We start from the raw sequence: 26,452 nt of genomic DNA, 5'->3' as shown, positions 1-26,452 counted from the left end.
TGTCAGCCTCCTTGTTATCTAATGTTGTTGGTGTTCTTCTTCGACGTCTATTCCTTTGCGAAGCGCGTTCCATGCCAGTGTGGCACATTTGATCCGCGCCGGAAATTTATTAACACCGGAAAGGGCTTCTATATCTTCATAGTCTCCGAAATCTACTGTCTCACCCTTCATCAGGGAGGAGAACTTGTCAGCAAGCTCAAGCGCATGCTCTATAGTCTGTCCTTTGACAGCTTCCGTCATCATGGAAGCCGACGACATGCTGATCGAACAGCCTTCGCCGCTATACCGGGCATCTTTGACGATGCCGTCCTCTACCTTAAGCTGCAGCGTAATGCGGTCGCCACAGGTCGGGTTGTTCAGCTCAATCTTCACAGCGTCGTCTGCAAATGAACCACGGTTCCGGGGATTTTTATAATGATCCATAATTACGCGTCTATACAAGTCATCCAAGTTCATAGGCGAAATACTCCTTTGCCTTGATTAAAGCTTGGACCAGCGCATCTACATCCTGTTCCGTATTGTAGAGGTAGAAGCTGGCCCGTGCCGTTGAGCTGACCTCAAGCCAGCGCATCAGCGGTTGGCAGCAATGATGGCCGGCGCGGACGGCAATACCTTCCGCATCCAGCACCGTCGCCACATCATGCGGATGCACATCACCCAGATTGAATGTGACTACACCCACCTGACGATTACGCGGGCCATACAGCGTCAAGCCGTCAACTGCTGCAAGACGCTGCTCCGCGTAAGCGGCAAGCTGGATTTCATGACGGTGAACTTCATCCAGTCCGATCTCCTGCAGGAAATCAATTGCTGCTCCCAATCCGACGGCACCGGCGATAATCGGTGTCCCGCCTTCGAACTTCCAAGGCAGCTCTTTCCAAGTAGATTCATAAAGACCGACGTCATCAATCATCTCGCCGCCAAACTCAACCGGCTCCATAGCTTCCAGCAATGCCTTCTTGCCGTACAAAGCACCGATGCCGGTCGGGGCCAGCATCTTGTGACCGGAGAACGCATAGAAATCGCAATCCAGCTCCTGGACATCGACCTTCATATGCGGAGTGCTCTGTGCTCCGTCCACCACGATAACTGCACCCTTGCGGTGAGCAATAGCTGCAAGCTCTTTCACCGGATGGGTAACCCCCATAACATTGGATACATACGCGATGGCTACGATTTTGGTCTTGTCCGTAATCGTATTCTCGGCATCCTCCAGTGTGATCGTTCCATCCTTCTGCAGCGGTAGAAATTTCAGGGTTGCCCCAGTCTTTTTGGCCAACTGCTGCCATGGAATAAAGTTGCTGTGATGCTCCATCTGGGTGATAACAATTTCGTCGCCTTCACTAAGAACAGCAGGGCCGTAAGAAGAAGCCACTATATTTAACGCTGTCGTTGTGCCGCGGGTAAAGATAATTTCCTTCGTGCTGCGGGCATGAATGAACTTTGCAACCTTCTCGCGGGCTCCCTCATAAGCATCCGTAGCCCGGCTGCCCAAGGTATGCACACCGCGGTGGACATTGGCGTTATCCCATTCATAATAGGATTTCACCGCTTCGATGACTTGGCGCGGTTTCTGTGAAGTTGCCGCACTGTCCAGATAAACCAGCGGATGGCCGTTAATCTTTTGATTCAGGATGGGAAATTGCTCCCGGATGTTACTGTTAATCATTGGCCTAACTTCCTTTCCACAAGAGATTGGAGCTGATTGCGCAGTCCCTCCAGTGGAATTTGCGACACTACAGGTGCCAGGAAGCCGTATATGATCAGTGTTTCTGCATCGTGCCGTGTAATTCCGCGGGACATCAGGTAATACACTTGCTCGTAATTGACCCGTCCTACGGAAGCGGCATGGCCGGCTGTTACATCATCTTCATCTATAAGAAGGATCGGGTTGGCGTCGCCGCGTGCTTTCGGGCTCAGCATCAGAACCTTCTCGGTCTGCTGTCCATCGGCTCTTGTCGCGCCTTTTTCGATCTTCGTAATTCCGTTAATAATAGAAGTCGCAGAATCCCGCATAACAGCACGGGTAATCATGTCACTTGGCGTATTCTTGCCGAAGTGCTGCGCCTGAGTCGTATAGTTCAGCTTCTGTGAACCCGACCCTACCGCGATCACTTTGGCATCGGAGCTTGAGCCATTGCCCTTCAGCACCGACTTCGTGTCACTCGCTGTATCGCCGTAATTCATTTCACCGACAATCCACTCAATAGTTCCATCGTTCTCAACCACTGCACGGCGGTAGGTCACATCCGTAGTGTCCACGCCAAGCTGATGTACCGAGGCAAAGCGCACTTTGGCGCCTGCACCTACAAATACTTCAACCGCACCGTTATGCAGTCCGGCTTCCGTTTTGTCGGATACATAGTTATCTACGTAGGTTACTGAGCTGTTCGATTCGGCAACCAGCAGAATATGCGGAACGAAAGCAGCTTCTGCGTCGTCCGTCAGCAGCACCGCTTGCAGCGGAGTGTCGATAACCACATTCTTGGGAACATAGAGGAATACTCCGCCGTTCCACAGGGCGGCATGAAGTGCAGCAATGGAATGCTCGTCTGGCAGCACAGCCTTATGCAGATAACGCTGCACAAGATCTCCATGCTCTTTGACTGCTGTCTGCAAATCGGTAAAAATCACGCCTTGCGCAGCAAGCTCAGGAGCAAGCCGTGTATAAACAGCGCCTGAATTGCGTTGAATAATCAGACTGCCTTCCTCCTGACCCTGAATTAGGGCCGTTATGGAAGCAGGGGCTTCACTAAGTGCTGTAAAAGGCTGGCTGGCTTTGTAGGTTCCATAGTTGTTCACGTTCCAGCGTTCAATCCGTGTCTTTTCCAGTTTCGGCAGCTCCAAGCCTGCTGCCAGTTCCAGCGCCTTTAGCCGGCTGTCCTTCAGCCAGCTTGGCTCGCCGCTGCTCTGCGATAATTCGCTGAGACGTCCGGCATCCACCGGAAGAATGGTTTGCGTCGTCATAAGTGGTTTCCTCCTTCCTGGCGTCTCTTTAAGCTTCCTGTCCTACAGTTTCATCTTCAATGCCTAGTTCTTCTTTAACCCATTCATAACCTTCTGCTTCCAGACGCTGCGCGAGCTCAGGTCCGCCGGATTTCACAATGCGGCCCTGCATCATAACATGCACGTAATCAGGCGTGATGTAGTTCAGCAGACGCTGATAGTGGGTAATAACCAGGAAACCGCGTTCCGGGCTGCGCATCGAGTTTACACCTTCAGCGACAATTTTGAGTGCATCAATATCAAGGCCGGAGTCAATTTCGTCAAGAATGACGATCTTCGGATCCAGCATCATCATTTGGAGAATTTCGTTGCGTTTCTTCTCGCCGCCGGAGAAGCCTTCGTTCAGATAACGGTGCAGGAATTCCGGATTCATATCCAGTTCCTTCATCTTAGCTTCCATCTGACGGATGAAACGGATGAGGGAGATTTCACTGCCTTCTTCACGGCGCGAATTAATGGCGCTGCGCAGAAAGTCGGAGTTGGTTACTCCGCTGATCTCACTTGGATATTGCATAGCCAGGAACAAACCGGCGCGCGCGCGTTCATCTACTGCCATCTCCAGCAGGTCTTCACCTTCCAGCACAGCTGTGCCTTCAGTTACTATATACTTTGGATGACCCATGAGCGCGGAAGCCAGTGTACTTTTACCTGTACCGTTCGGACCCATGATAGCGTGAATTTCGCCGCCCTTCATCTGAAGATTGATGCCCTTCAGAATTTCTTTTCCTTCGATTGTCGCTTTTAGTCCTTCAATGACAAAATCTGCTGCCATAATAATTATTCCCTCCACTCATCAATTTGCAAAATCAGAAAGCTGTATTAAAACAGGGGGTCCCTGTTTACCAGCATAATTAGATTTTATATCACATTATAATTATTATAAAGTGAATCACAATGATTATCAATGATTCTCACTAATTTTATTACAAAGGAAGTTTTTTTACAAATATCTATTTTCAATTTTCATCCCCGTCATCCACGTTTAGCGCTTTCTCAGCCTGTTACTGTCCAAGGGCAGAGATGATTTCCTCTTTCCTGATCCGGAACTCTTCGTCGCCCAGAACCGGGCGCATGTTTCCGGCTTCAGGCGGGGACTCCAGTTCAATCCAGGAGCGGCAGCCTGAATACTCCGGCCGCACTTGAATAATGACAGGAGCCTCTGGCACGTATACACGTAGCAGCAGGACATGAAGCGGTTCCTTCGCTTTCCAGCGCAATCTTTCGGACGCAAGTCCTTCGCTCCAGATGTGATAGGGGTACAGCCGTTCCAGCTGATTCAAATCACGAACCTCCAGATCAGCAGCCACTTCAGCGTATGCATTCAATGAAATCACAGCGGAGTCAGCGCCGCCTGCTTCCAGTGTCTGGCCGACGAGCGGGCGGTATGACTCCTTCAGCAGTTCGGCTCGCTGGTGTTCATAAGTGGGATAGAGATAGAACGAAGGGCTTTTAAGTTCAAAACGCCGTGTTTCTTCCTCTATCCCCCCTTTACGCATCAGCATAATCATCCGTCCTTCTGTCAGCGCTTGTATGGCTGAGGCCCATTCTTTTAAAGCTACGGGGTTGGCGTTCAAGGACATTCACTCCTTCCTTCCAGTTATCCTGTTCAAAATCATTATCTTCACTATAAATTATATCCATTGCCGCAGGAGTCTACAAATTTCGCAGACTGCCAACGCTCATGCCGCAGTAACACAAAAACAAAGCCCCCGCACAGGAGGCTTTGCAGAATTTCAAATGTAATTTCGGGTCAGGCTGAAATCAGCCCAGGAACGAGCGCAGCATCCATTGCTGCTTCTCCAGGTCGGAGCGGATCTTGATGAACAAATCGGCTGTCGGCTGATCGCTGGCGTTCTCCGCAAGCTCAATGCCTTCCGTAAGTTCTTCGGATACCGTAGCAAAATCTTCAATGAGGGATTGGACCATGCCCCGGGCATCTTCTTTGCCCGTTGCTTCCTGAATGGTGGCAATCTCCAGATATTCTTTCATTGTAGCTGCAGGGCTGCCTTTGATACTCAGCAGGCGTTCAGCAACTTCGTCCATTTTCAGCGTAATATCATTATAAAGCTCTTCAAATTTCACATGCAGGGCGAAAAATTGTTCGCCTTTGACATACCAGTGAAAGTTATGAACTTTAACATACAATACGTTCAGGTTCGCAACTTGACGGTTGAGGACTTGTTCCAATGATGCAGTGTTTACTTTATTAGATGCTTTAGCCATGATATGATCCCATCCTTATCCATAGTTTAGCCGGCTGCTTGTCCAAGGTCCGGCCTTGCAATTGTCTATACTTACTTTACCCTTCCAGCGGTTAGCCGAAACAAAATGGTGGCCACACCTGCAGTGAAAACGAGCTCTCTCCGAGGGCTTTAACCAACTCCTTATCCGTAGGATGACCAAGATTGCCCGCCTTATGCCCTTTAACTGCCCGCATAAGTGGAAACGGCTTCGCCGTCCTCAAAAAGACGGTATCCGTTTCAGCTAGAAATAGAAGGATAATTTATAGCGTAAAGCATATAAATGCTTATATTTCAACAAAAGGGCCCCCAGAGGGCCCCGTGCAACACGCCTAATCATACGTTCATTACCGCTCAGAGCATGCGGAGCAATGCCTCACTGCCTGCCATCCCCGGCACAATCCCAAGATTTTCCGCTTCTATAGTAACAGACTCCAGCGGAGCTGCCAGGAGCTGCGCCAATGTGCGTACGCCTACGGCCCGTGCGGCAATAATCTGCCGGTCACTAAGCATCTTATTCAGCAGTCCCACATCCAGCGCTCCGCACATAATATACCCTCGGCTTGTGCTGATGGTGAGCAGCGTTGTTTTGGGAAGTTTCACCTCGACTCCAACAAAGGTGTGATCTCCGATCTGAATAGGTTCTATGGTAACCAATAGCAGCGCCTCCTTTTTTCGTCATCCACGCTCTATGTGTATGCGGAGCCCTTTTGCTGTGTGTGGACGATGGTCCTATATCCCAATAAAATACAGAGACTTTAAGCCTTATTTCCAAGCAAAGAAGTATATGATTATTGTTTATTTAATGGTATAGTTTATTTACTTTAGGAATCGATTTAGTAAAAAGCTGGGGGATTTATGGACAAAAAACTACAACACACGGACGGAAATTATTTATTTAACGTCGACATCCTGATTAATGCCCGTACCAACCCGCTTGCACTGCAATATTTACTTGAAATGTTGAACAACAGCGACAAAATCACAGATTTCAACATTAACTCAGGTCTTGAGCTGGGAAGAACCATTGACAACCTTCTACGTTCTGCGAAGATAGCTCTGCAACAAGAGTCAGCCCCTCCAGTTCCATTTAAATTGCCAGTGAAGCCGGCGGACAAACAACCGGAAAAAACCGCAGAGGATAAGCCCTCAGTGGAAAGCCGTGCGGATGCTTATGGTAAGATCAGACAGTACATTCAGAACAATCAACTGGTCCGTATTCGGACGAACCGTCATGGCAAGCAGATGTCCATGCCCTGCCGTATCCTTAATTTTGATGAAGCGGCCAACTCGATAAGCATCTACCACGTGGATGAGAAACAGGTCTATACCTTTAACCTCAATGAAATTGACGAATTTCATTAGCACGAACCTGTGAAGCACAAACAAGCACCCTACCGGAATGGCATTCCGTGAAAGGTGCTTGTTTTAATTTGCTTATGCCATCCGGTTGACTTCAGTCAGTTCTTGCGGGAAAGGGCTTCCCAGGCCAGACATATCCAGCCGGCAATAAAACAAACGCCGCCGAGCGGGGTAACCGCTCCAAGGATTTTGATCCCGGTAATACTCAGTACGTACAAGCTGCCGGAGAAGAGAACAATTCCTGCGATCAGCAGCCTGCCGCTCCAGCGCAGGCGGACACTCTCTCCCCATTGTCCTGCAATAATCGCGACCAATATCAGTCCCAGTGCATGAATCATATGATAATGCACACCGGTTTCATACACCTTCATGTAATCCTCGCTGATCGAAGCCTTCAGCATATGCGCTCCGAATGCGCCGATCCCCACTGCCAGCATAGCCAGCAAAGCTCCCCAGGCGATAAATCTCCGTTGCATAATCAGAACACAACTCCTTATTATTGGACTTCCCCTATCTTACCTTATCGGCAGGGGGCAATTCCAGCGGAGTTCCGGGATTATTTCAATGTGGGACTTGCATTTGAAGCGTTCTTATGAAAAAGTGGATAGTATCAAGAAACCATTCTTTTACAAGGAGCGCATTTTTATTATGGACTATAATTCTTCACCAAAATCCGACGCACAGGAAGCCGGGCAGAACAGCCTATTTCCAGGGCAAAATGATCTGTTAAAACCAGAAGTACCTTACACCTACCAAGCGAATAAACGTGATTTCCAACATTCCGGCCCCGGTATCGCCTCTTTCGTGATCGCGCTGGTCACGTTTATCGGTTATGCCATTACTTTTGTGGTGGTAGGGAAGCAGGCTTCTTCCATTCTTAGTGAAAGCAACAGCGGCATCAATGAGTCTGCAGGAACCTTCATGTTTCTGGGAGTGACCGTTTTGATACTTGCAGCTGTTAATGTAATCGGAGCAGTTGTCGGAATTATCGGGCTGACTCTCCGCAACCGCCGCAAAGTGTTCGCCGTCATCGGCACCATTATCAATGCTATCATCCTTCTGTTGTTCATGCTGCTCATTTCTACCATTCTGGTCAATGCCGGCTCCTACTGATTATCTCGCTATTTACTTTCAATAATAGAGAAGAGCCACTCCCGGAGCTGTTCGTGGAGTGGCTCTTCTTTTATTTAATATTGCAACTTAAGCTGAAATGCAGACACTGCTAACGGCTTACGATCGAATCCAGCGACGCGTAAACATGTGGACCGAAGCCTTCCGAGGCCTCTCTCTGTGGAATATTGAGCTTGATCATGTAGCCCTGGCCATCAATTTCCTTGACGATCGTTTGCCGGGTCAGGCCGGAACCTGTTGCGGTCAAATATAACCGCAGGCCAGACATTCTGAGGTCACGCTCTTCCTTGCTGAGTGCTGTCACCTTTCCGGTGGCAGACAATTCCTTTCGGGCTTTCTGCTCCAAAATATCGAGATTAAAATCAGAAGGTAATTTCTCAATTTGGGCGTAATAATCAGGATCCACCTTCATAGATAACCGGTTGCTTGCCGAATCAAAGGTAAAGATATCAAATACATAAAGCGAATAACCTTCTCCTTCCGCAAGCTTAGCAGTCTTCTCTTCCGCCATGCCTTCCAGCGTAAGCTTCATGGTTCGGGTCTCCGGCAGTGTGGTCACCGGGGCTGCCCCTTCTTCCGCCTTAGACAGCTTGGAAAGAATCCGCTGGACGACAGAAGGATCACCCTCCACCGGCTTTTCTACATATTCAAAAACTACAGGGTCCTCCATCTCAAGACCTTCAAGCACACTCTCGGTGCCAGCACCCAGTTCGAAAGCGGTAGGGCCCTCTTCCGTTTCTATTTCAATCGAATGACTGTCAATTTGACCGACATAGCTGCCGGTTCCTTGGATGACCTGTGCTTCAGCAGTAGCGGTAGGACTAGGTACAGGCGCTGCTGTGTTTGCCGCAGGTGAAGGAGAAACCGTTGCCGAAGGCTCACCCGGAGCCTCAGCAGGAGTGTTGCCTCCGCAAGCGGTTAATGTCAGCATCAATACAGCGACTGCCGCAATAGCCGGTAATGAACGTTGTGATTTCATGTTGACTGCCTCCTCATAGACGTGCGGTATGGTCAATATCTGCTTGCTACCCTTATTAACGTTTAACCCATAGTCGGGGTTGCATAAACTTTGCCGAAATTGATGGGGAGCGCACTAGAAGTATATGCGGCGGCATTTCTTCAGTTCATCATCCGGTACCCGGACAGCTTTTTCATTGCGCACAGTAGGCAATTTCCCCATTAACCACAGTCATCTGTACTTTCACCTGCAGCAGTTCTTCGGGATCGCTCAGCACGTCACGGTCAATTACCGTGAAGTCCCCCTGCAAGCCCGGTGCGATACGTCCGCGTTCACGCGCTTCTCCCGCGGCAGCCGCACTGCCCGTTGTGAACAGACCTACCGCCTCCGGGATGCTCAGCTTCTCACCCGGCAAGTAGCCCTCATGGGATTCCCCCGGCTTGCGCCGGGTAACGGCAGCGTGCAGGCCAAGAAATGGATTCAGCGGCTCAATCGGCGCGTCACTGCCACCGGCACAGGTAATTCCGGCCTTCATCAGCTTATTCCAGGCATACAGATGCCCTGTTCTTGCCGGGCCTACCCGTTCCAGCACCCAGGGAAAGTCACTGGCCACAAAACGCGGCTGGATATCGGCAATGAGCCGAAGTCCGCGCATTTGCTCCACCAGCGCGCCATTCAGCACCTGGGCATGTATGAAGCGGTCCGGCAGGTCGGCTTCCGGAGACAGCCGGTGATGGTCCATCGCAGCCAGCGTCATCCGGGCAGCCGCATCTCCGATCGCATGCACAGCTACCGGGAATGACAGCCGTCTCGCCGCACCGACAATTTCATTCAGCTTTTCCTGTGTATGGATCGCGATGCCGCATGTATCCGGGGCATCGCTGTAAGGCTGCTCCAACAGTGCAGTCCGTCCGCCGATGGCACCGTCGGCGAACAGCTTGACCGCACCAAGCCGCAGCCACTCATCACCGATGCCTGCCTGCAGCCGCAGCTCCTCCACCTCCTGCAGATAGCCATAGTACAGCAGCTGGTGTGTGCGGAAGAACAGGCCTTCTTCGCGCAGCTCACGGTGAATCTGCAGCATCGTCTCCACACTGTCCAGCAGCCGCAGATCCTCGGTATGCACGGCTGTAAGCCCCAGGGAGAGCGCGTCAGCAATTCCCCTGCGGACCGCATTCTTCTTGGCGGCATAATCGGGCGCCGGCTGCACGGCATTAAACGGCTGTGAGGCATCCTCATAAATCCAGCCGTTCAGCTTCCCTTCAGCATCACGGCCGTAGGCTCCGGAAGCGAAGTCTGGAGTGGATTCGGTCACGCCCGCCCGCCTGAAAGCCTCGCTGTTGCCGAGAAAGGCATGAAAGCAAGTGCGCGTAAGGAATACGGGATGCCGCTCTGTCACCGCATCCAGCTCGGATATATGCGGCGCTGCAGCAGGCCGGAACTCATTCTCGTTCCAGTTCAGCCCGAGGATCCATTCCCCGGGAGGCGTAAGCTCTGCACGTCTGGCAATTGCATGCAGCATCTCTTCTTTGGAGGTCATACCTGTGAAATCCAGCATGTCCAGCTTCATCCCGTGCATGCCGAGATGCACATGCGCATCGGTCAGACCGGGCAGCACATGGGCTCCGTCCCAATCGACAACGTTGTATTCTCTGCCGCTAAGCTGCAGAATTAAATCCCTGCCCTCTCCAACAGCCGTGATCCTGCCATCCTCCACATATACAGCGTCATCGCCGGGTTGGCTGCGAAATGGCAGAACGCCATTTTTAAATAAGGTTGCGGTCATGTACTTCTGCTCCTTTGATATAACAACTTTTATATTAAAAGCATGTTTCTTTCAATTTATAGGCATGAGCCGGAAGCATGCAGCTGCGGAATTAATACTATGGTGAAGAGCCTTATTTACGTTCTAAAAAGGAGTGGTTTCCTTGAAAATCGATATCGGCTGCGGTTCCGCTAAAGAATTGGGTTATCTGGGAATCGACTGCATTTCATACCCCGGGGTGGATCTGGTCTGCGATATTAATAAAGGCATTCCGCTGCCGGACAATACTGCCGAATTCATTATGGCCAGCCGCGTTCTGCCCTATGTAAGCAATCTATTTGCGGTGATGAAAGAGATTCACAGGATCAGCATCCATAAAGCTGTTGTCTGTATTCTTGCACCTTATGCACATAGCTTCCCTCACGTCTCCAATCCTTTTTTCAAACAAAAATTCGATGAGTACACTCCCCGGTATTTCACAAACCGCTTTTTCCAGCCTTCCGCAAGTCCGCTCTCCCCGGTCATTCCCGATTATCCGGTCCCCTCTCCGCCCTTCGATTACAGACTGCTGCGGATGGAGCTGTTCTATCAATACCCGTTTAACGACTCGCTCTATGAAGCAGAGGAGCTTGAGATTCTCAAGACGCTGCAATCTAATGTAGTTCATGAAATCATGTACCACTTTGCCGTCATTAAGAAAGAAATCACCCCGGAGGAGCTCGAAACCATGAGCAGGAATCATTATCCTGAACCGCGTGTGCTGCTGGAACGGCGGCTTCTCTCTCAGCATAGACAAGATTTCAGCAAGTAGAAATATAAATATGTATTTTTAAAAAAATCCGCCGTGGACAAACAATTATGCCAGTCACCCGTCATAGGCTAATATAACACAAGAAATTTGGCACATCGTCTTCACCCTAAAGACGGTCTGCTTTTTTTCGCCTAAGCAACCGCGCAGTTCAGCAACCCTGAAGGAGGTGAAAATCATTCCTCTAGTCGTCCGGGCTACGATTAACGCAACCGGCGCAATCACATTTACCGGCAACACACTTGGACTAAGCCGCTCCGAAACGGCTGGGGTTCCCGGTACACTGGATAGTATAGGTGCATTCAGTACGGTCAACACGGCCTCTGTATTCGGCACCTACCCTGCCGGTACGACCAGCCTGTACCAGAACAACAGCTCAGCCGCCATACTGACGCTTCCCGCAGGAAGCACAGTGCTGTACGCAGAACTGATCTGGGCCGGCTCCTATATTAATGGCTCGGTTAATCTCGGCGCCTTCATCAATAATCCGGTCTCCTTCACCACACCCGCAGGAAGTACGACCAGCGTAACTCCAGATGCAGCCACTGCCAATACTATAGATCTGGGAAACGGCGCCTCCGCCTATGTGCGCTCAGCCAATGTCACCAGCATTATTCAGGGCGGCGGTGCCGGAACCTACACGGTCGGCGGTGTCGTAGGCACCGTCGTTATCACTGGTGATACAACCGCCAACCATGCCGGCTGGACACTTGGTGTGATCTACCAGAATCCCGCCCTCCCTTTCCGCAATATGTCGCTGCGGGCAGGAGCTGTGCTTGTACAGGCCACTTCAGCCCCGGTTGTCACGACCATTACGGGTTTCGCCACACCGGTCACCGGCGCTCTGGGCGGACGCATCTTGTTTAGCGCGCAGGAAGGCGACGCGAACCGTTCAGGCGACCAGGCGCTGTTCGGCCCGACCTCCGCCACACAGGTGGCCTTGTCGGGTCCCAACAACTTTGCCAACAACTTTTTTGCTTCGCAGATTAATAATGACAGCGGTGCTCTGAATACGACCGGAACCTTCGGAAGCCGCAACCAGACCAACGGCAGTCCAGGCACCAATATCATCGGTGGACGGCAAGGCTGGGACATTACCAACGTCGACGTTTCGGCAAGGCTGGTGAACAACCAGTCCTCTGCACTGCTGACGCTGACCACCTCTGGCGATGCCTATGTAGTCAACGCGAATGCGCTCCAGATCAATATTAACGCACCGGTAATCACGCTGACCAAAAGCTCCAATGTGGCAGGTCCAATTGTCGGTGATAACATAACCTATACCGTTACTATCAACAATACAGGTACTGCCAGCGCTACGAGTGTGGTACTGTCGGATACACTGCCAACCGGCTTGACCTTTGTAGCCGGAAGCGTTGTAGTCGCCGGCGTTTCCAGACCTAGCTATGATATTTCAGCCGGCATTCCCTTAGGGTCACTGGCACTCAGCTCTTCTGTAACGGTTACATATCAGGCCAGAGTGACCTCGCTGCCGCCCAGTCCGCAGACGATTGCCAACTCTGCCAATGCCGCATTTACATTCCAGAGTGTAGCCGGCGGCCCCATTGTTTCGGGTGTTATCCCTTCCAATAGAGTAACGGTTCCAGTGTACTCGCCGGTTCTGGGTATGGTCAAAAGCGCCAACACCGTCAACGCAACCGTTGGCGATGAGATTACCTATACCGTGCAAATCTCCAACACGGGAAATATCGGTGCGTCCACGACGCTGACCGACAACATCCCTGCCGGAAGCACCTACGTTCCCGGGAGCTTTACCGTCAACGGGACTCCCCTGGCAGGCAATCCCGTCACGGGCATCGCAATCGGCACGATTTCCGCCGGAGGAAGCTCCACCGTTCAGTTCAGGGTTGCAGTGAACAGTCTGCCGTCGCCGCCGCGGTTAACCGACCAGGCCACTGCAGCCTATACCTTCCTGGTGCCTGACGGTCGTACCGTGGCCGGTTCGGCGGCATCGAATACGCTGACCATTCCGGTAACACTGCCCAATGTTGCAGTGGTCAAAAGCACCAGCTTCCCTGACGTTGCGGTAGGGGACACTTTGACCTATACCTCCGTCATCAGCAATAACGGGATTTCGGCGGTAACACATGTTGTCCTGTCCGATCCGATTCCTGCAGGCACCACCTTTGTTCCGGGCAGTCTGACTGTTTCCGGCTCATCCCGTCCGGCCGCAGACCCGGCAACGGGAATCTCTGTGGGGGCAATCCCTCCTGGCAACAGTGCAACCGTTACCTTCCAGGTGGCGGTCACTTCTGTACCGGGAACAGGACAGCTGTCCAACCGTTCTTCGGCATCCTATAGTTCCGGACTGTTTACAGGTATTTCCCAATCCAACATCACGACAACATCTGTGTATCAGCCTGTCATTGGTATTGTCAAAAGCGCAAGTCCCGCCAGTGCGACTGTGGGCGGCAACGTTCTTTACACCCTTCAGGTGCAAAACACAGGGAATCTGGCAGCAACCGTCACCCTAAGCGACAATATCCCCGCCGGCTCTACCTTTGTAGCGGGAAGCGTTACAGTGAACGGTTCCGTTCGTCCTGCGGATTCTCCGCTCGCCGGAATTCTACTGGGGGCCGTGGCTCCCGGTTCTACCGTAACCGTCAACTTCCTGACCACGGTACAGTCACTGCCTTCTCCGGCGGTATTGAGCAACCAGGGAAGCGGCAGCTATACCTACCAGTTGCCCAGCGGGCGTTCCCTCAGCGGGGAAAGCCTCTCCAATACGGTCAGCATCCCGGTTTCCGCACCGAACATCACCTTATTCAAAACAGCCAATCTTTCCGCCATCGCTGTCGGTGAGAATATAACCTATACCGTAGCGGTATCCAATCCGAGCGGGGTGGCTGTAAACAACGTCGTCCTGTCTGATCCCATACCCGCGGGAGGGGCATTCGTGGCTGGGAGCGTCACGGTGAACGGGGCTTCTGCGCCATCCGCAAATCCGGGGGCGGGTATTGCTCTTGGCACCATCGCGGCAGGGGGCAATGTGATCGTCACCTTCAAGGTGAACGCTGCCTTCCTGCCAAATCCCGCTGAACTGGTTAACCGGGCCAGTGCTTCCTTCACGGCAGGAGCGTTCAGCGGAACTGCCCTGTCCAATTCAGTGACAACTCCGATCTTCATTCCGGTCATCAATCTCGTTAAAAGTGCCAATAGCGCCCAGGCTTCGGTAGGCAGTTCCCTATCCTTCTCGATCCTGGTCAGCAACACCGGTAATATCGCCGCCAGGCTGAACCTGACTGACAGTTTACCGCCGCAAGCAGTATTTGAACCGAACAGCGTCATCATTGGCGGAACACCGCTTCCCGGTTTTGACCCGGTGACCGGAATCCCGGTAGGTCCGCTTGTGCCGGGCGATAGTGTCACCGTCAGTTTTCTGGTCACCGTGACGGCGCTGCCCCCGGGCCAGCAGTTGCCCAATTCAGCAGCTGCCGCAATTAGCTTCACTCTGCCAGACGGACGGCAGCTCGGAATAAATGCCGTTTCGAACACGCTCAATGTTCCTGTCTCCGCTCCCAATGTCAGTATAGTCAAAAGCGTGAACGCCATTGATGCCGTTACGGGTGACATTCTTAAGTTCACCTCGGTGCTGACGAACACCAGCATCGCGGCTGTCAGCAACATCATTCTCAGCGATCCTCTGCCTGAGAATGTTGCCTTCATTCCCGGAACCGTAATTGTGGGCGGCGTTTCCCAGCCGCAATCAGTTCCGTCCGCCGGCATTCCAATCGGCAGTCTGGCCCCAGGGGCGTCAGTCGCCGTAACATTCGAGGTGAGGATAACAATGCCGATTCCTTCACAGATCAACAACCAGTCGACCGTCAGCTTTACCTCCGGTGTATTCTCCGGTTCTTCATCTTCCAACGTAACCACGACACCGGTAATACAGCCGCAGATTTCCCTTATCAAAAGTGCCAATGATCTTAATGCAACAGTTGGCGATACCATTATCTACACGATTGTTGTCAGCAATACAGGCAATCTGGCTGCCAATGTTACTTTGACTGACAACATTCCCGCAGGGACTACCTTTGATCCCAACAGCGTCATCGTTGACGGCTTCCCGCAGCCGGGAGCCGCACCCGATACCGGTATTACCGTCGGCACCGTAGCTCCGGGAGCCAGTGTTACTGTCAGCTTCACTGTCTTTATTGTTTCCTTGCCTTCACCACAGCAGCTTGTCAATCAGGCCTCCTCCTCCTTCACTTTTACTCCGCCTGACGGCCGGCTGCTTACGGGTACGGCTGTATCCAACACGGTAACTATCGCGGTCTCCGCTCCCAATCTTTCCGTAGTGAAGAGCACTCCTGCAACAGCAGCTGCTGTTGGAGATACTATTGCCTATTCGGTAAGCATTACCAATACCGGAATCGATCCCGTAAATAATGTATTGCTCAGTGACCCTGTGCCTGACGGATCCTCATTTATACCCGGCAGCGTATCAGTAAACGGAGTGCCTTTCCCAAATGCCAATCCGTCTTCCGGGGTTTCAATCGGGACGTTGGCCTCCGGCGCAACCGCAATCATCTCTTACAGCGTAACGGTCATTGCCGTTCCCGCTGACGCCTCTATTGACAACCAGGCGACCGTTTCCTATACCTCAGGTATTTTCTCAGGTACTACTTCGTCGAACCCGGTAGCCATTCCCGCCTTCCAGCCAAATATCTCTGCGGTTAAAACAGCCAATACGACAAATGCTACAGTCGGTGATACCGTTACCTATACCTTGACTGTCAGCAACACCGGCAATTATGGAGCCGTTCTAACTGTAACGGACAATATTCCGGCAGGTACCACCTTTGAGCCCAACAGCGTCCTGATCAACGGGCTGCCACTGCCGCAGGCCGATCCTACTACTGGCATCGCCGCAGGAACTGTCGCTGCGGGAGCCACTGTCGCTGTCTCCTTCTCAGTAGTGATTACGTCCCTGCCGTCACCGCAGGTCCTCGTCAATCAGGGGACCGCTGCGTACAGCTTTACATTACCTGACGGACGCACAATCACTGGTTCGGTACTCTCCAACACAGTCACAATTCCTGTTTCCAGCCCCAATCTCGCCGTGCTCAAATCCACTGCGACAACGGCAACTACCGTGGGGGACACGATTACCTATTCTGTAACATTGACCAATAACGGGATCGCAACTGTAAATAACGTCGTCTTTACGGATGCACTTCCTGCGGGTACCGCCTTTGTGCCGAACAGTGTGCTGGTGGACGGCATCGGACGGCCCGGGGCTTCACCCTCTACCGGGGTAACCATAGGCAGCATCGCTCCCGGAGCTTCAGTGACCGTAGCCTTTACTGTAACCGTAACTTCGCTGCCGGCAACCGGACTGCTGAACAATCAATCCTCCGTCAGCTTTACATCTGGAGCACTTTCCAACGTAGGATTTTCCAATATTGTCACCACACCAGTCTACGAGCCCATAGTTGCAGCAGTCAAAAGCGCAAGCTCCGTCAACGCTACCGTAGGGGATACCATTACCTATACCGTGCTTGTGAACAATACTGGCAATTATGCGGCGACGGCTACTTTAACCGACACCATCCCTGCCGGTACAACGCTTGTAGAGAACAGTGTGCTTATAAACGGCTTCCCTTCCCCGGGAGCCGATCCGGCAACAGGTATCCCACTCGGTTCTATTGCTGCCGGCACCAGCTTGACAGTCACTTTCTCCGTTCTGATCACTACGTTGCCGCCAAGCCAGCAATTGACCAACCAGGCTACCATCACCTTTGCGTATACCCTGCCGGACGGCCGGACCTTCAACGAATCAGCAGTCTCCAACATCAATCAGATTTCCGTTTCATCGCCTAACGTATTGGTATCAAAGGCCACTACTGCTACAGATGCCGTAGTAGGTGATACCGTTCCCTACACAGTCACCGTTACCAATAACGGGATTGCATCGGTCACCAATGTCGTGCTTAGCGATCCGATACCACCGGGAGCTTCCTTTGTCACAAGCAGCGTAGTTGTCGACAGCACTCCTCTGCCGGGAGCGAACCCGGCCAATGGAATTACCCTTGGCACTCTGGCTCCGGGAGCTTCTGTCCAAGTCTCCTTCAATATTGTTGTTACTGCGCTGCCAAATCCGCCGAGCCTTAATAACCAGGCGTCCGTGAGCTTTACCTCCGGTGCTTTCTCCAGTGCTTCCTATTCCAATAACCTGATTACTCCGGTGTATCAGCCGATCATCAATATCCTAAAGAGCGCGGATACAACCAATGCAACCGTCGGAGACACTGTCACTTACTTCTTTAGCGTCACAAACACCGGGAACTTGCCGGCTGTGGTTACCCTTACGGACTCCATCCCTGCAGGAGGTGTATTTATTCCGAACAGTGTGCTGGTGAACGGTGTGCCGCAACCGGGAGCCGATCCGGCAGCCGGAATCAACCTTGGAACGGTTGCCCCTGGAGCTACAGTCGTCATGACAGTCACCCTGCAGGTTACCGTGGCTTCTCTGCCTTCACCGCAGCGACTCGTCAATCAGGCAGCCGCAGCCTTCACGTTCTCACCGCCAGACGGACGTCTGCTCTCAGGCTCTTCCTTGTCCAATGTACTTGTGATCCCTGTATCGTCTCCGGACGTCACCGCAGTCAAGAGCACACCGGCTATCGATGCCGTAGTCGGCGACATCCTTACCTATACAATTGTCGTGACGAACAACGGTATCGTCGCCGTCAACAACGTTGTGCTGGTTGACCCGATTCCGGCCGGAAGCCAATTCGTTGCGGGCAGCGTTACTGTAGACGATATCGCCCGTCCTGGGGCCAACCCCGGATCAGGCGTTGTCATCGGCACGATTGCTGCCGGAGCATCAACGACTGTAACCTTCAAGGTTCAGGTAATCGCGACATGACCCCTGGCTCATTTCCTCAACCTGTCGTGACGAATCAGTCCATGGTACTGTTCAGCTCGGCAGCGGGTATAGACGCTATAACCTATTCCAATACTGTTCATACCCCGGTCCTCAGCCCCGTACTTTCCTTATTCAAAAGTGCGGACAAAACCAGCGTCTCCCTTGGGGAGACGCTGGTTTACTCGCTTGTTGCCAAGAACAGCGGTAACGTGGCTGCACGGGCAACGATCAGAGATATTCTCCCTGAAGGCGTATCCTTCATTGCTAACAGTGTGCTAAGAGACGGAGTCCCCCTTCCCGGGGTATCTCCGTCTTCCGGCATACCGCTGGGAACAATTTCACCGCAGGCACAGGTCCGCATCGCCTTCCAGGCCATTGTCGTTTCGCTTCCCCCTTCACTGGAGCTTCGTAATGAAGCCAGGGGATTTTATTCTTTCACTACACCGGAAGGCAGGCTTGTGCAAAGCGAAATCCGCTCCAATCCGGTAACAGTTTCTTTGCTTTCCTTCCAGCTCTCTACCCTTCTGGCCGCAAGTACTCCAACTACATTTACCGGAGATGTAGTCACCTATACGTTGCTGCTCAGGAACGAGGGAGCACGGCTGCTGAACGATATTATCGCATTCATTCCCGTGCCGGATGGCGCCATTTTCGTTCCGGGAAGTGTTGTCGCCGGGGGTATCTATTATCCCGATGCTGATCCGGCAGAAGGAATCCGGCTGGGGTTCCTAAGTACAGACACAGCCGCCGAAATTTCTTTTCGCGTACGGATCACGTCGATCCCTGAGAACTCCCTATTAACAACGCAGGCGCGCACCACGTACCAAGTAGATGAGGTTACAGAGGTTACCGAGAGCAATATCATGGAAATATCCATAGTCCAGGCAGGCGTTACGGTCAGTCTGAAGGTTGATCGCTACAGCGCGGCGCCTGGAGACAACCTGCATTACAAGTTCACCGTACAAAACAGCGGAAATCTGGCAGTAAATGCTGTACTGGTGGAGGCAATTCCTGCAGGAACATTGTTCATCTGGGACAGCGTTATAGTTGACAGTGTGCCCATGAAGGGGATTAGACCGGGAGAATTCATCCCGCTGGGCACGATAAGAGCCGGCTCTGTGGTCCTCGTGGAGTTTCTTGTGTCTATCCCTGCGGCCACTGACATCAAGCAGACCCCGGCGGTGCAGAACCAAGGCAATCTGCAATATACCTTCACACTGCCAGACGGACGAAATGTAAGACAGGCAGCCCGCTCAAATGCGGTCACTACCTTGATTCTGTCGCCGGTCATATCCATTGAGATGAGTGGTGAACCGCCAATTGTCGAGCCTGGTGGGACTGCCCAATTCAGGATTTCAGTGACCAATAGCGGCAATTATCCTGCTGATGTTTCTGTCATCCGGATCGTGCCCCAAGGAAGCCTAATTGAGTCCGACATCGTTACGGTCAGCGCCCTTACCTCACCCGAATCCTCTTACCGGGGTACGGTGGCGCTGGGCACAGTGCAAGCTGGTCAGACGGTCCATCTCACTTATTTTGTCAGAATCAATGACGATTTCATGGGCCGGGCCCTTCAAGGCTCCTCGACCGCGCTGTACCTGTTCACGATTGACGGCCGGAGATATTCCGGGGAATCCCGGTCCAACAGCTATAGGCTTATTATTGAAGAGATCAGTGAATAAAGGATCAAAGGTCCAGGCTCCGCAGTTTATACCCATTGATATCTTCACATATCCTCCCTACCCCTGAATATACTTTAGTTACAGCATGCCTCAGAGTTACTCTCTTTAGGAAGCATGTGCTTGCGCCCGTACCGATTTATATTCCATGGGAGGTGGTCATCCTGTCGCAATCACCAGGTCCATATGCGTTTGTCGTGTCAAAAGAAGACTGGTCCCTTCACCGCAAAGGCCATCAGGATCAGGAACGTCATCAGCAGAAGGTCAGGGAAGCCATTAAGGATAATCTGCCCGACCTCGTTACCGAAGAGAACATTATCATGTCGGACGGAAAACAGATTGTAAAGGTGCCGATCCGCAGTCTGGATGAGTACCGGATTATCTATAACTTCCGCAAGCAAAAGCATGTCGGCCAAGGAGACGGGGAAAGCCAGGTTGGCGATGTGCTCGGCCGTGATTCGCAATCTGCCCAACCGGGCAAAGGTGACAAAGCTGGGGATCAGCCGGGCCAGGATACGGTTGAGGCTGAAGTGAACCTCGAGGATTTGGAGGACATTCTGTTCCAGGACCTGGAGCTGCCCCACCTAGCCCCGAAGGATAAAGAAGAGATCGAGGTCAAGTCCATCGTCTTCAACGATATCCGCAAAAAAGGCATGATGTCGAACATCGACAAGAAGCGCACCTTGCTGGAGAATCTGCGGCGCAACGCCAGCAACGGAAATCCCGGCATCCACAGCATCAGTCCCGATGATCTGCGCTACAAAACATGGGATGATATTACCGTCCCTCATTCCAATGCAGTCATCATTGCTATGATGGATACCTCCGGATCTATGGGGACCTTCGAAAAATACTGCGCGCGCAGCTTCTTTTTCTGGATGACCCGCTTCCTGCGCCGGCAATACGAAAAGGTCGAGATTGTGTTCCTGGCTCATCATACGGAAGCCAAAGAGGTCAGTGAGCATGATTTCTTCACCCGGGGTGAAAGCGGGGGCACGATCTGCTCGTCAGCCTACCAAAAGGCGCTGGAGATTATCGACAGCCGGTATCCGCCGGCCAAATACAACATCTATCCTTTTCATTTCTCGGATGGCGACAATCTCACCTCGGATAACGAACGTTGCGTCAAGCTGATCGGGGAGCTGTTGAAGCGCAGCAATATGTTCGGATACGGCGAGGTGAACCAGTACAACCGCAGCAGCACGCTGATGTCCGCCTACCGGCATCTGAAGCAGGAGCAGTTCATGCATTATGTCATTAAGGATAAGAAGGAAGTATACCAGGCGCTCAAGACCTTCTTCGGCAAAAGAGATTTGGCCAAATCGTGAGGAGCCGGATTTAGATGCTAAAAATGCAGCGCGTAGCCTAAGCGGATACGCGCTGCATTTTTATACTGCACCTAGTCCCTAACTGAAGATCCCTTCCCTAAATACAAGCTTTTTCAGGGCTACCATTAATCATTCCTGTTTTTTTGCAATAAATTCAGCAATTTGGATAAAACTCCGATCTGTTAGTATATTCAGGTCTCCTTGCAGCACCACGTTAAACTTTTTTTCAATATTAACGAGAATCATGATGAAATCAAGGGAATTAATATAATTGGACAACTCCAGATCACCTTCCAAGCTGGTCAGCAATCCAGTTTCACCCGGTTTTCCTGCTTCTTCAGCTCTTTGCAAGAGATGAGCATTAATGATTTCAAGTAATTCCTGAGTAATTGTATCCATAGAATGCATAGTAGATGCTCCTTTGTATGGACCTAGTATGTGTTAACACTATCATCGATCTGTATAATCCCGTTCATCTGTGTACTCTTCATCACTTCGTTAAAAAGGTTTCGTAAAACTTTAACTCGGCATCGTAAATATTGCTGATTCGATCCGGCAATTCGGCGAATTGTTCAACTTTAAACTGGTTGGAGTATACATATTTGCCCACGATCGCTCTAATCATGCTCCACTCATTAGTAATACTCTGCAGGATGGCACTTAAAGGCTCCTGCTCCATCTGCAAAAGCTTCAGCTTGTAGCTCTCCGCTTGTTTCGCCAATATGATTGAATTCAGCTTATCGAGTTGCTGTGCAGCATGATCTAAAGATATGTGCGCTTGCTGCATCAATCTCCCATACAACAGCTCCGACACTTCCAGCAGCTGGTCTAGACCTTCTGTAATTACATTCATATTTGCCTGAATGAGTTCCTGGTATTGTTCCGCTTCGCCGGAAATCATGGAAGCAGCTTGATTCAGCTTATAAAATTCATAGTAGGAATCCAGCTTCATTTGTCCTTGATTGAATTCATGATCAAATTCAATATAAGCCCGCTCCAAATCTTCCATCCTAATTGTTTTTTTATCATAGGACAGGTTCTCCATCTGCAAATGTTCAATAATATGAAAATGGCCGGTACAATCATTATATCCATGAACTAAGATAGTGTGTGGCAAATGCTTCTTCAGAAAAGTGTCTTTGCGAACCGGCAATTCGTAACAATCAACCCATAGTACGACAGGTCTCCCCATGTCTACTGCACTCTTAATTTTGTCAACGACCGTTCCGGCAAACTGTTCCTTCTCGACTGCGATTCCAAGCGCTGCAAGAGCTTCAATAAGACCCTTATTGCTTCTGTAAGAGATTCCGCAAAGAGTGCCTTCCCCTGCCCGGGCCGTTTCATACACAACCCAATCGTTAATCAGTAACGGCAATATACTAAGCTGAAAATGCCGTATAACCGGAAACAACGAATTATACAAGCAGCTTTGATAATAGATTTCGTTAAAAGGTTCTATCGGTTCAATGATTTTTGGCATCCTTTTTTCCCCGCTTTCACTTCAAGCACGCACTCAGTCCTCAACCTTAGAATTCGAGTATTCCAGAGTTTCCGCTATTTTCTCAAGCGTCCGGTCCCGTTCAATATTTAATTGGTCTACCGCCACACCATGCTTTTCCAGCTCAACCTCCACCCGGATAAGCAATAAGGAGTGTCCCCCCAAGTCGTAAAAATTGTCATCCACCCTCATCACATCACGTTCGAACAGTTCTCCCCAAATGCTTGCCAATAATTTCTCAAGTTCGGTGTATTCACCGGATTCTCTTCCTGCCAGCTGTACAGTCTTGAAGGGCTGTTGTTCCTGTAGCTGTCCGTTTACAGGCACTTGACTTGCATGTGCAGAGTTCATCTCCCCCAGAATCACTCTGGACCGATTCGAATCCAGGATTTGGTCAAGCGCAGCCAGCGCGGCACGAGGTGAGATATGGCTAACCAGATTGTCGCTTTCTTTGACGCCGTAATTAGCAGCCATGCCGACTTCCTTCCAGGCCGGCCAATTGATAGAACAAGCCGTCAACCCTAAGCCGGCTCGGTAGGCGGCGAAGGAATCCATAAACCGGTTAGCAGCCGTGTAGTCCCCTTGACCCGTTCCCCCGGTAAGTGAAGCAAGCGACGAGCACAGCACAAAAAAGTCCAGGTCATCGTCCTTCGTAAGCAGGTGTAAGTTCCATGTGCCCGTTATTTTAGGAGACAGGACCGCGTCCATTTGCTCATGGGTTCTTCTGAACAGCATACCGTCTCCTGCGATGCCTGCCGCATGGAAAATGCCATTAATATTTCCGAGGCTGGCTCTAATCTGCCGGAACAGCATGTCCATTTGAGCGAAATCGGAAACATCCGCACTGTAAGAATGTATGGAAGAACCCAGGCTCTCCATTTCCTCTATGCTCTCAACGATGCGTTTACGTTCAGGATTATTCCCCGCTTTAATGGAGCTCCATTCTTCACGGCTTGGCAATGGCGTCCGGTTTATGAGGACCATGGAGATTTGCTGTTGTCCCGCCCAATGTTTGGCCACCTCTAAACCAATTCCCCCGTGTCCTCCTGTAATAACATAGACGCCATTGCCCCGAACGCCAACGGCTTCGGTTGTTCTAAGCTCCGCTGCCTGAATGCTTTCGATGTATCTGACACCGTTTCGGAATGCACATTCTGCCGCTTCTCGGATTGGGGATAAAATCACCTCAAGTACAGGAGGTTCAATCGTTTCGTCCAGATCAAAGCTGCGGGTGTACAGGTATGGATGCTCTTGGTGAATCACCTTCGCCATCCCGAGCACTGCGGCGCCGACCGGATGAATCTGTTGCTCTTCTCCTGTCACGGCATTGGCCCATCGGGTAAGCACGGTAATCACCGCTTCTTGCCTCCGCTGCTTCTTGAATAATGCTTTCGATAAAGAAACCAAGCTGTAGACGCTGCGAGCGAGACGCTCCTGCAGCTCCAAGGTATGGTGCGGCAGCCGTTCCTCGGGCTCAAAGGCATGGATGATATGCCCAACCTTGCCTACTTGCTCAAGTAACAGGAGATAGTCAGCATCATTGCCCGAAATCACATATTCACGATCCGTTACTTTGCTGTACCGGGAACCATAATAAACTTCAATATAATCCCGGTCTTGTCTTTCCAGACATGTACGGATCTGGCTGGACAGCGGAGCTGTTGTCCGGAAGAACACCGTTTTCCCGTCAATGGGTTCCGTTCGCTTGTCATCCATGTCCCGGCGTACCCATTCCGGCTGATAATAGTGCCCCGCTTCCTGCAAAGATGGTAAAGCTTCGCGTCTCTCAACCAGTTCTATGTGCTTCTCCGGAATGCTGATCCAGCATCTGCTTTTCGTATAGCTGTAGGTCGGCAAACTGACTTTATAATAAGAACGGGCCGGATATAACAGTTTCCAGTTCATCTCAGCTCCTTGTATATAAGCCTGAGCGAAATCATGAAACGTTCTTCCCGCATCGGACAAATCCCTGCTAATATTGGTCAAAAGTTCTTTGACCTGCTCGGCAGCTGAACCCGTCGCAGTTTCAGAATCCGGCCAGGTGGCTTTGTTAGTGCTGACGTTATGGCTGCCGTAATAAATATGATGCTCTTCCATCGTAACGAATGGGGTTTTAAGAAATCGCTCCAATTGCTGAAGTAGTTCTTCTATGCTGCAAGCCCTCAGCACCAAGCGGTGAGCGTAGTGGCCTCTCCCCGTGTTAACGGTATAGCAAATATCCCCGATTCTATATTTGCTGACAGAACCCGATAGGAAATCTATATATCTTCTCACCATATCTAACAGGTTCGTTTGTTCCATAGCAGATAAGGTAAAAATATGATGTAAATGGTCAGGGGAAGTCTCTGTTCGTTCAGGTGCCTCCTCTAATACCACATGGCAATTCGTTCCGCTTAAACCGAACGAACTTACCCCGCATCTTCTTTTTGCACCTGGTGAACGCTCCCACCGGATTAACTGGTCTGCCACATAAACGGGCGAATCAATAAACGATATATTAGGATTAGGCACTTTAAAATGCAGCATCGGCGGAATTTTTTGATGCTCTAAGGCGAGAACCGCCTTAATAAATCCGGCGATTCCCGCTGCATGATCCAAATGGCCGATATTCGTCTTGACGGAACCGACGGCGCAAAATTGCATCTTGGAGGTATGCTTGCGGAAAGCATTATTTATTCCTCGGATTTCGATAGGATCTCCCAGCTTTGTTCCCGTACCATGGGCTTCCAGATAGGAGATGGATTCAGGATCGATTCCCGCATCCTGCCATGCCCGCAGAATAACCCGCTCCTGAGCGGCCGGATTCGGTGCTGTGAGTCCTACCGAGCTGCCATCCTGATTCCATGCACTGCCCTTCACGACCGCATAAATATGATCATGATCGGCCATCGCTTGATGCAGAGGCTTCAGCAGAACAGCCGCGACTCCCTCTGCACCATTCGTTCCATCCGATTCTGCATCGAAGGTTCGGGTGTACCCGACTGAGGATTCAATTCCCATACTGTAGTCATTCGACTGACTGGCCGGTAACATGACAATTTTGACGCTTCCCGCTATCGCAGTATTGCATTCGCCTGCGCGGATAGAGCGGCATGCCAGGTGAAGTGCAGACAAAGAGGAAGAGCATGCAGTATCCACCACACTGCTGGGGCCTTTAAAATCAAATATATAGGAAACCCTGCCGGCGATAATCGATTTCAGGTTACCTGAAGTTGTCAGACCCACAAGCTCTGGTGCGGACATTTGCGCAAATGCTTTGTATTCATTGGGCCCGTCGCTCGATAATCCGACAAATACTCCGGTTTCGCTGCCAGCTAGCTCCCTTCCTCCGTACCCCGCATCCTCCATGGTGGCATAGACAGTCTCCAGAAAGAGCCTTTGGTGCGGGTCCATTAACTGAGCCTCGATAGCCGGCAGAGAAAAAAACTTATAATCGAACGTGTCGATGCTGCCAAGGTAAGAAGCTTTCTTAAATTCCTGATGAGTGATGCCGCTTTGCTTCAGTGCATCTGTAATATCTTTTTGGCGTGCTTGCGGAATTTCTTCAACCAGACACTTTCCTTCAACCATACTATCCCAAAACTCATTTGTATTTTTGGCGCTCCCAATTTGGCAGGACACACCAATTACTGCAATATCCTTACTTGAGATTTGTTCAAACTTGATATTCTCATTCGTTAATAACACTTCGGAAGTATCGAAGTCGACTAGTTTTTTTTTCACATTGCGCCCTCCAATTTGAAACCTGATCTGATGTATAACAATCCGTAGAACAGAAGAGAAGG

19 protein-coding genes are annotated in these 26,452 nt (G+C 51.1%); 6 read left to right on the top strand and 13 right to left on the bottom strand.

The window, feature by feature from the left end; genetic code table 11:
- Positions 1-18: 18 nt before the first annotated feature.
- The 7 genes from sufU to NST99_RS09810 all read right to left on the bottom strand — a co-directional run bounded on the left by sufU (position 19) and on the right by NST99_RS09810 (position 5,903).
- Positions 19-456 carry a Fe-S cluster assembly sulfur transfer protein SufU gene (gene sufU, locus NST99_RS09840; RefSeq protein WP_038588542.1) on the bottom strand — a complete coding sequence of 146 codons (438 nt, stop codon included), beginning with the start codon at positions 454-456 and terminating at the stop codon, positions 19-21.
- Positions 443-1,669, bottom strand: coding sequence for a cysteine desulfurase (locus NST99_RS09835; RefSeq protein WP_341091359.1), 1,227 nt, complete (start codon positions 1,667-1,669; stop codon positions 443-445). Before NST99_RS09835 ends, sufU begins: the two co-directional genes overlap by 14 nt.
- Positions 1,666-2,967, bottom strand: coding sequence for a Fe-S cluster assembly protein SufD (sufD, locus tag NST99_RS09830; RefSeq protein WP_341091357.1), 1,302 nt, complete (start codon positions 2,965-2,967; stop codon positions 1,666-1,668). The genes NST99_RS09835 and sufD overlap by 4 nt, the downstream gene beginning before the upstream one ends.
- 28 nt (positions 2,968-2,995) lie before the next feature.
- Positions 2,996-3,778, bottom strand: a complete 783-nt coding sequence (gene sufC / locus NST99_RS09825) for a Fe-S cluster assembly ATPase SufC (RefSeq protein ID WP_341091356.1) — start codon at positions 3,776-3,778, stop codon at positions 2,996-2,998.
- A 229-nt stretch (positions 3,779-4,007) separates the two neighbouring features.
- Positions 4,008-4,586: a DUF1802 family protein gene (locus tag NST99_RS09820; protein WP_341091355.1), complete on the bottom strand. Its 579-nt coding sequence runs from the start codon at positions 4,584-4,586 to the stop codon at positions 4,008-4,010.
- Between the two features lie 181 nt (positions 4,587-4,767).
- Complete coding sequence (locus tag NST99_RS09815) at positions 4,768-5,229, bottom strand: Dps family protein (protein WP_341091354.1); 462 nt, start codon at positions 5,227-5,229, stop codon at positions 4,768-4,770.
- A 371-nt stretch (positions 5,230-5,600) separates the two neighbouring features.
- On the bottom strand, positions 5,601-5,903 hold the full coding sequence (locus NST99_RS09810; RefSeq protein WP_341091353.1) for a YunC family protein: 303 nt from the start codon (positions 5,901-5,903) through the stop codon (positions 5,601-5,603).
- A 201-nt stretch (positions 5,904-6,104) separates the two neighbouring features.
- On the opposite strand from NST99_RS09810, the gene NST99_RS09805 reads away from it, so the two are divergent.
- Positions 6,105-6,611, top strand: a complete 507-nt coding sequence (locus tag NST99_RS09805; protein ID WP_341091352.1) for a hypothetical protein — start codon at positions 6,105-6,107, stop codon at positions 6,609-6,611.
- A 95-nt stretch (positions 6,612-6,706) separates the two neighbouring features.
- Here the strand turns inward: NST99_RS09805 and NST99_RS09800 are convergent, their stop codons facing one another.
- Positions 6,707-7,084 (bottom strand): DUF423 domain-containing protein, encoded by a 378-nt coding sequence (locus tag NST99_RS09800; RefSeq protein WP_038588519.1) that lies wholly within the window; start codon positions 7,082-7,084, stop codon positions 6,707-6,709.
- Positions 7,085-7,256: 172 nt separating this feature from the next.
- On the opposite strand from NST99_RS09800, the gene NST99_RS09795 reads away from it, so the two are divergent.
- A complete protein-coding gene (locus NST99_RS09795; protein WP_341091350.1) occupies positions 7,257-7,721 on the top strand; it encodes a hypothetical protein in 465 nt (154 codons plus the stop codon).
- Between the two features lie 109 nt (positions 7,722-7,830).
- Here the strand turns inward: NST99_RS09795 and NST99_RS09790 are convergent, their stop codons facing one another.
- Positions 7,831-8,718 (bottom strand): hypothetical protein, encoded by an 888-nt coding sequence (locus tag NST99_RS09790; RefSeq protein WP_341091348.1) that lies wholly within the window; start codon positions 8,716-8,718, stop codon positions 7,831-7,833.
- 172 nt (positions 8,719-8,890) lie between these two features.
- Positions 8,891-10,483 carry an amidohydrolase gene (locus NST99_RS09785; protein ID WP_341091346.1) on the bottom strand — a complete coding sequence of 531 codons (1,593 nt, stop codon included), beginning with the start codon at positions 10,481-10,483 and terminating at the stop codon, positions 8,891-8,893.
- Positions 10,484-10,625: 142 nt separating this feature from the next.
- On the opposite strand from NST99_RS09785, the gene NST99_RS09780 reads away from it, so the two are divergent.
- The 4 genes from NST99_RS09780 (at position 10,626) to yhbH (ending at position 21,169) form a co-directional block, all read left to right on the top strand.
- Entirely contained in the window at positions 10,626-11,273 is a 648-nt protein-coding gene (locus NST99_RS09780; protein ID WP_341091345.1) for a hypothetical protein, read from the top strand.
- A 166-nt stretch (positions 11,274-11,439) separates the two neighbouring features.
- A complete protein-coding gene (locus tag NST99_RS09775; RefSeq protein WP_341091343.1) occupies positions 11,440-18,162 on the top strand; it encodes a DUF7507 domain-containing protein in 6,723 nt (2,240 codons plus the stop codon).
- Between the two features lie 26 nt (positions 18,163-18,188).
- Positions 18,189-19,844: a DUF11 domain-containing protein gene (locus NST99_RS09770; protein WP_341091342.1), complete on the top strand. Its 1,656-nt coding sequence runs from the start codon at positions 18,189-18,191 to the stop codon at positions 19,842-19,844.
- Between the two features lie 161 nt (positions 19,845-20,005).
- Positions 20,006-21,169, top strand: coding sequence for a sporulation protein YhbH (gene yhbH, locus NST99_RS09765; protein ID WP_341097605.1), 1,164 nt, complete (start codon positions 20,006-20,008; stop codon positions 21,167-21,169).
- Between the two features lie 129 nt (positions 21,170-21,298).
- Here yhbH and NST99_RS09760 read toward each other — a convergent pair whose 3' ends face one another.
- From NST99_RS09760 to NST99_RS09750, 3 genes are all read right to left on the bottom strand, one after another.
- The gene (locus NST99_RS09760) at positions 21,299-21,568 is read right to left on the bottom strand and encodes a hypothetical protein (protein ID WP_341091341.1); all 270 of its coding nucleotides are present in this window, start codon (positions 21,566-21,568) and stop codon (positions 21,299-21,301) included.
- A 91-nt stretch (positions 21,569-21,659) separates the two neighbouring features.
- Positions 21,660-22,649 (bottom strand): BtrH N-terminal domain-containing protein, encoded by a 990-nt coding sequence (locus NST99_RS09755; RefSeq protein ID WP_341091339.1) that lies wholly within the window; start codon positions 22,647-22,649, stop codon positions 21,660-21,662.
- A gap of 33 nt (positions 22,650-22,682) precedes the next feature.
- Complete coding sequence (locus NST99_RS09750) at positions 22,683-26,390, bottom strand: type I polyketide synthase (protein WP_341091337.1); 3,708 nt, start codon at positions 26,388-26,390, stop codon at positions 22,683-22,685.
- Between the last annotated feature and the right edge of the window lie 62 nt (positions 26,391-26,452).

The sequence above is a fragment of the Paenibacillus sp. FSL L8-0470 genome (assembly GCF_038008625.1).
Classification (GTDB): Bacteria; Bacillota; Bacilli; order Paenibacillales; family Paenibacillaceae; genus Paenibacillus_AQ.
This window is presented reverse-complemented; position numbering and strand designations above follow the sequence as displayed.

Coding starts and splice junctions, on each gene's coding strand:
- sufC (WP_341091356.1), bottom strand. CDS start 3,778: ATGGCAGCAGATTTTGTCATTGAAGGACTAAAAGCGACAATCGAAGGA.
- NST99_RS09760 (WP_341091341.1), bottom strand. CDS start 21,568: ATGGATACAATTACTCAGGAATTACTTGAAATCATTAATGCTCATCTC.
- sufU (WP_038588542.1), bottom strand. CDS start 456: ATGAACTTGGATGACTTGTATAGACGCGTAATTATGGATCATTATAAA.
- NST99_RS09785 (WP_341091346.1), bottom strand. CDS start 10,483: ATGACCGCAACCTTATTTAAAAATGGCGTTCTGCCATTTCGCAGCCAA.
- NST99_RS09795 (WP_341091350.1), top strand. CDS start 7,257: ATGGACTATAATTCTTCACCAAAATCCGACGCACAGGAAGCCGGGCAG.
- NST99_RS09820 (WP_341091355.1), bottom strand. CDS start 4,586: ATGTCCTTGAACGCCAACCCCGTAGCTTTAAAAGAATGGGCCTCAGCC.
- NST99_RS09835 (WP_341091359.1), bottom strand. CDS start 1,669: ATGATTAACAGTAACATCCGGGAGCAATTTCCCATCCTGAATCAAAAG.
- NST99_RS09755 (WP_341091339.1), bottom strand. CDS start 22,649: ATGCCAAAAATCATTGAACCGATAGAACCTTTTAACGAAATCTATTAT.
- NST99_RS09815 (WP_341091354.1), bottom strand. CDS start 5,229: ATGGCTAAAGCATCTAATAAAGTAAACACTGCATCATTGGAACAAGTC.
- NST99_RS09805 (WP_341091352.1), top strand. CDS start 6,105: ATGGACAAAAAACTACAACACACGGACGGAAATTATTTATTTAACGTC.
- sufD (WP_341091357.1), bottom strand. CDS start 2,967: ATGACGACGCAAACCATTCTTCCGGTGGATGCCGGACGTCTCAGCGAA.
- NST99_RS09790 (WP_341091348.1), bottom strand. CDS start 8,718: ATGAAATCACAACGTTCATTACCGGCTATTGCGGCAGTCGCTGTATTG.
- NST99_RS09800 (WP_038588519.1), bottom strand. CDS start 7,084: ATGCAACGGAGATTTATCGCCTGGGGAGCTTTGCTGGCTATGCTGGCA.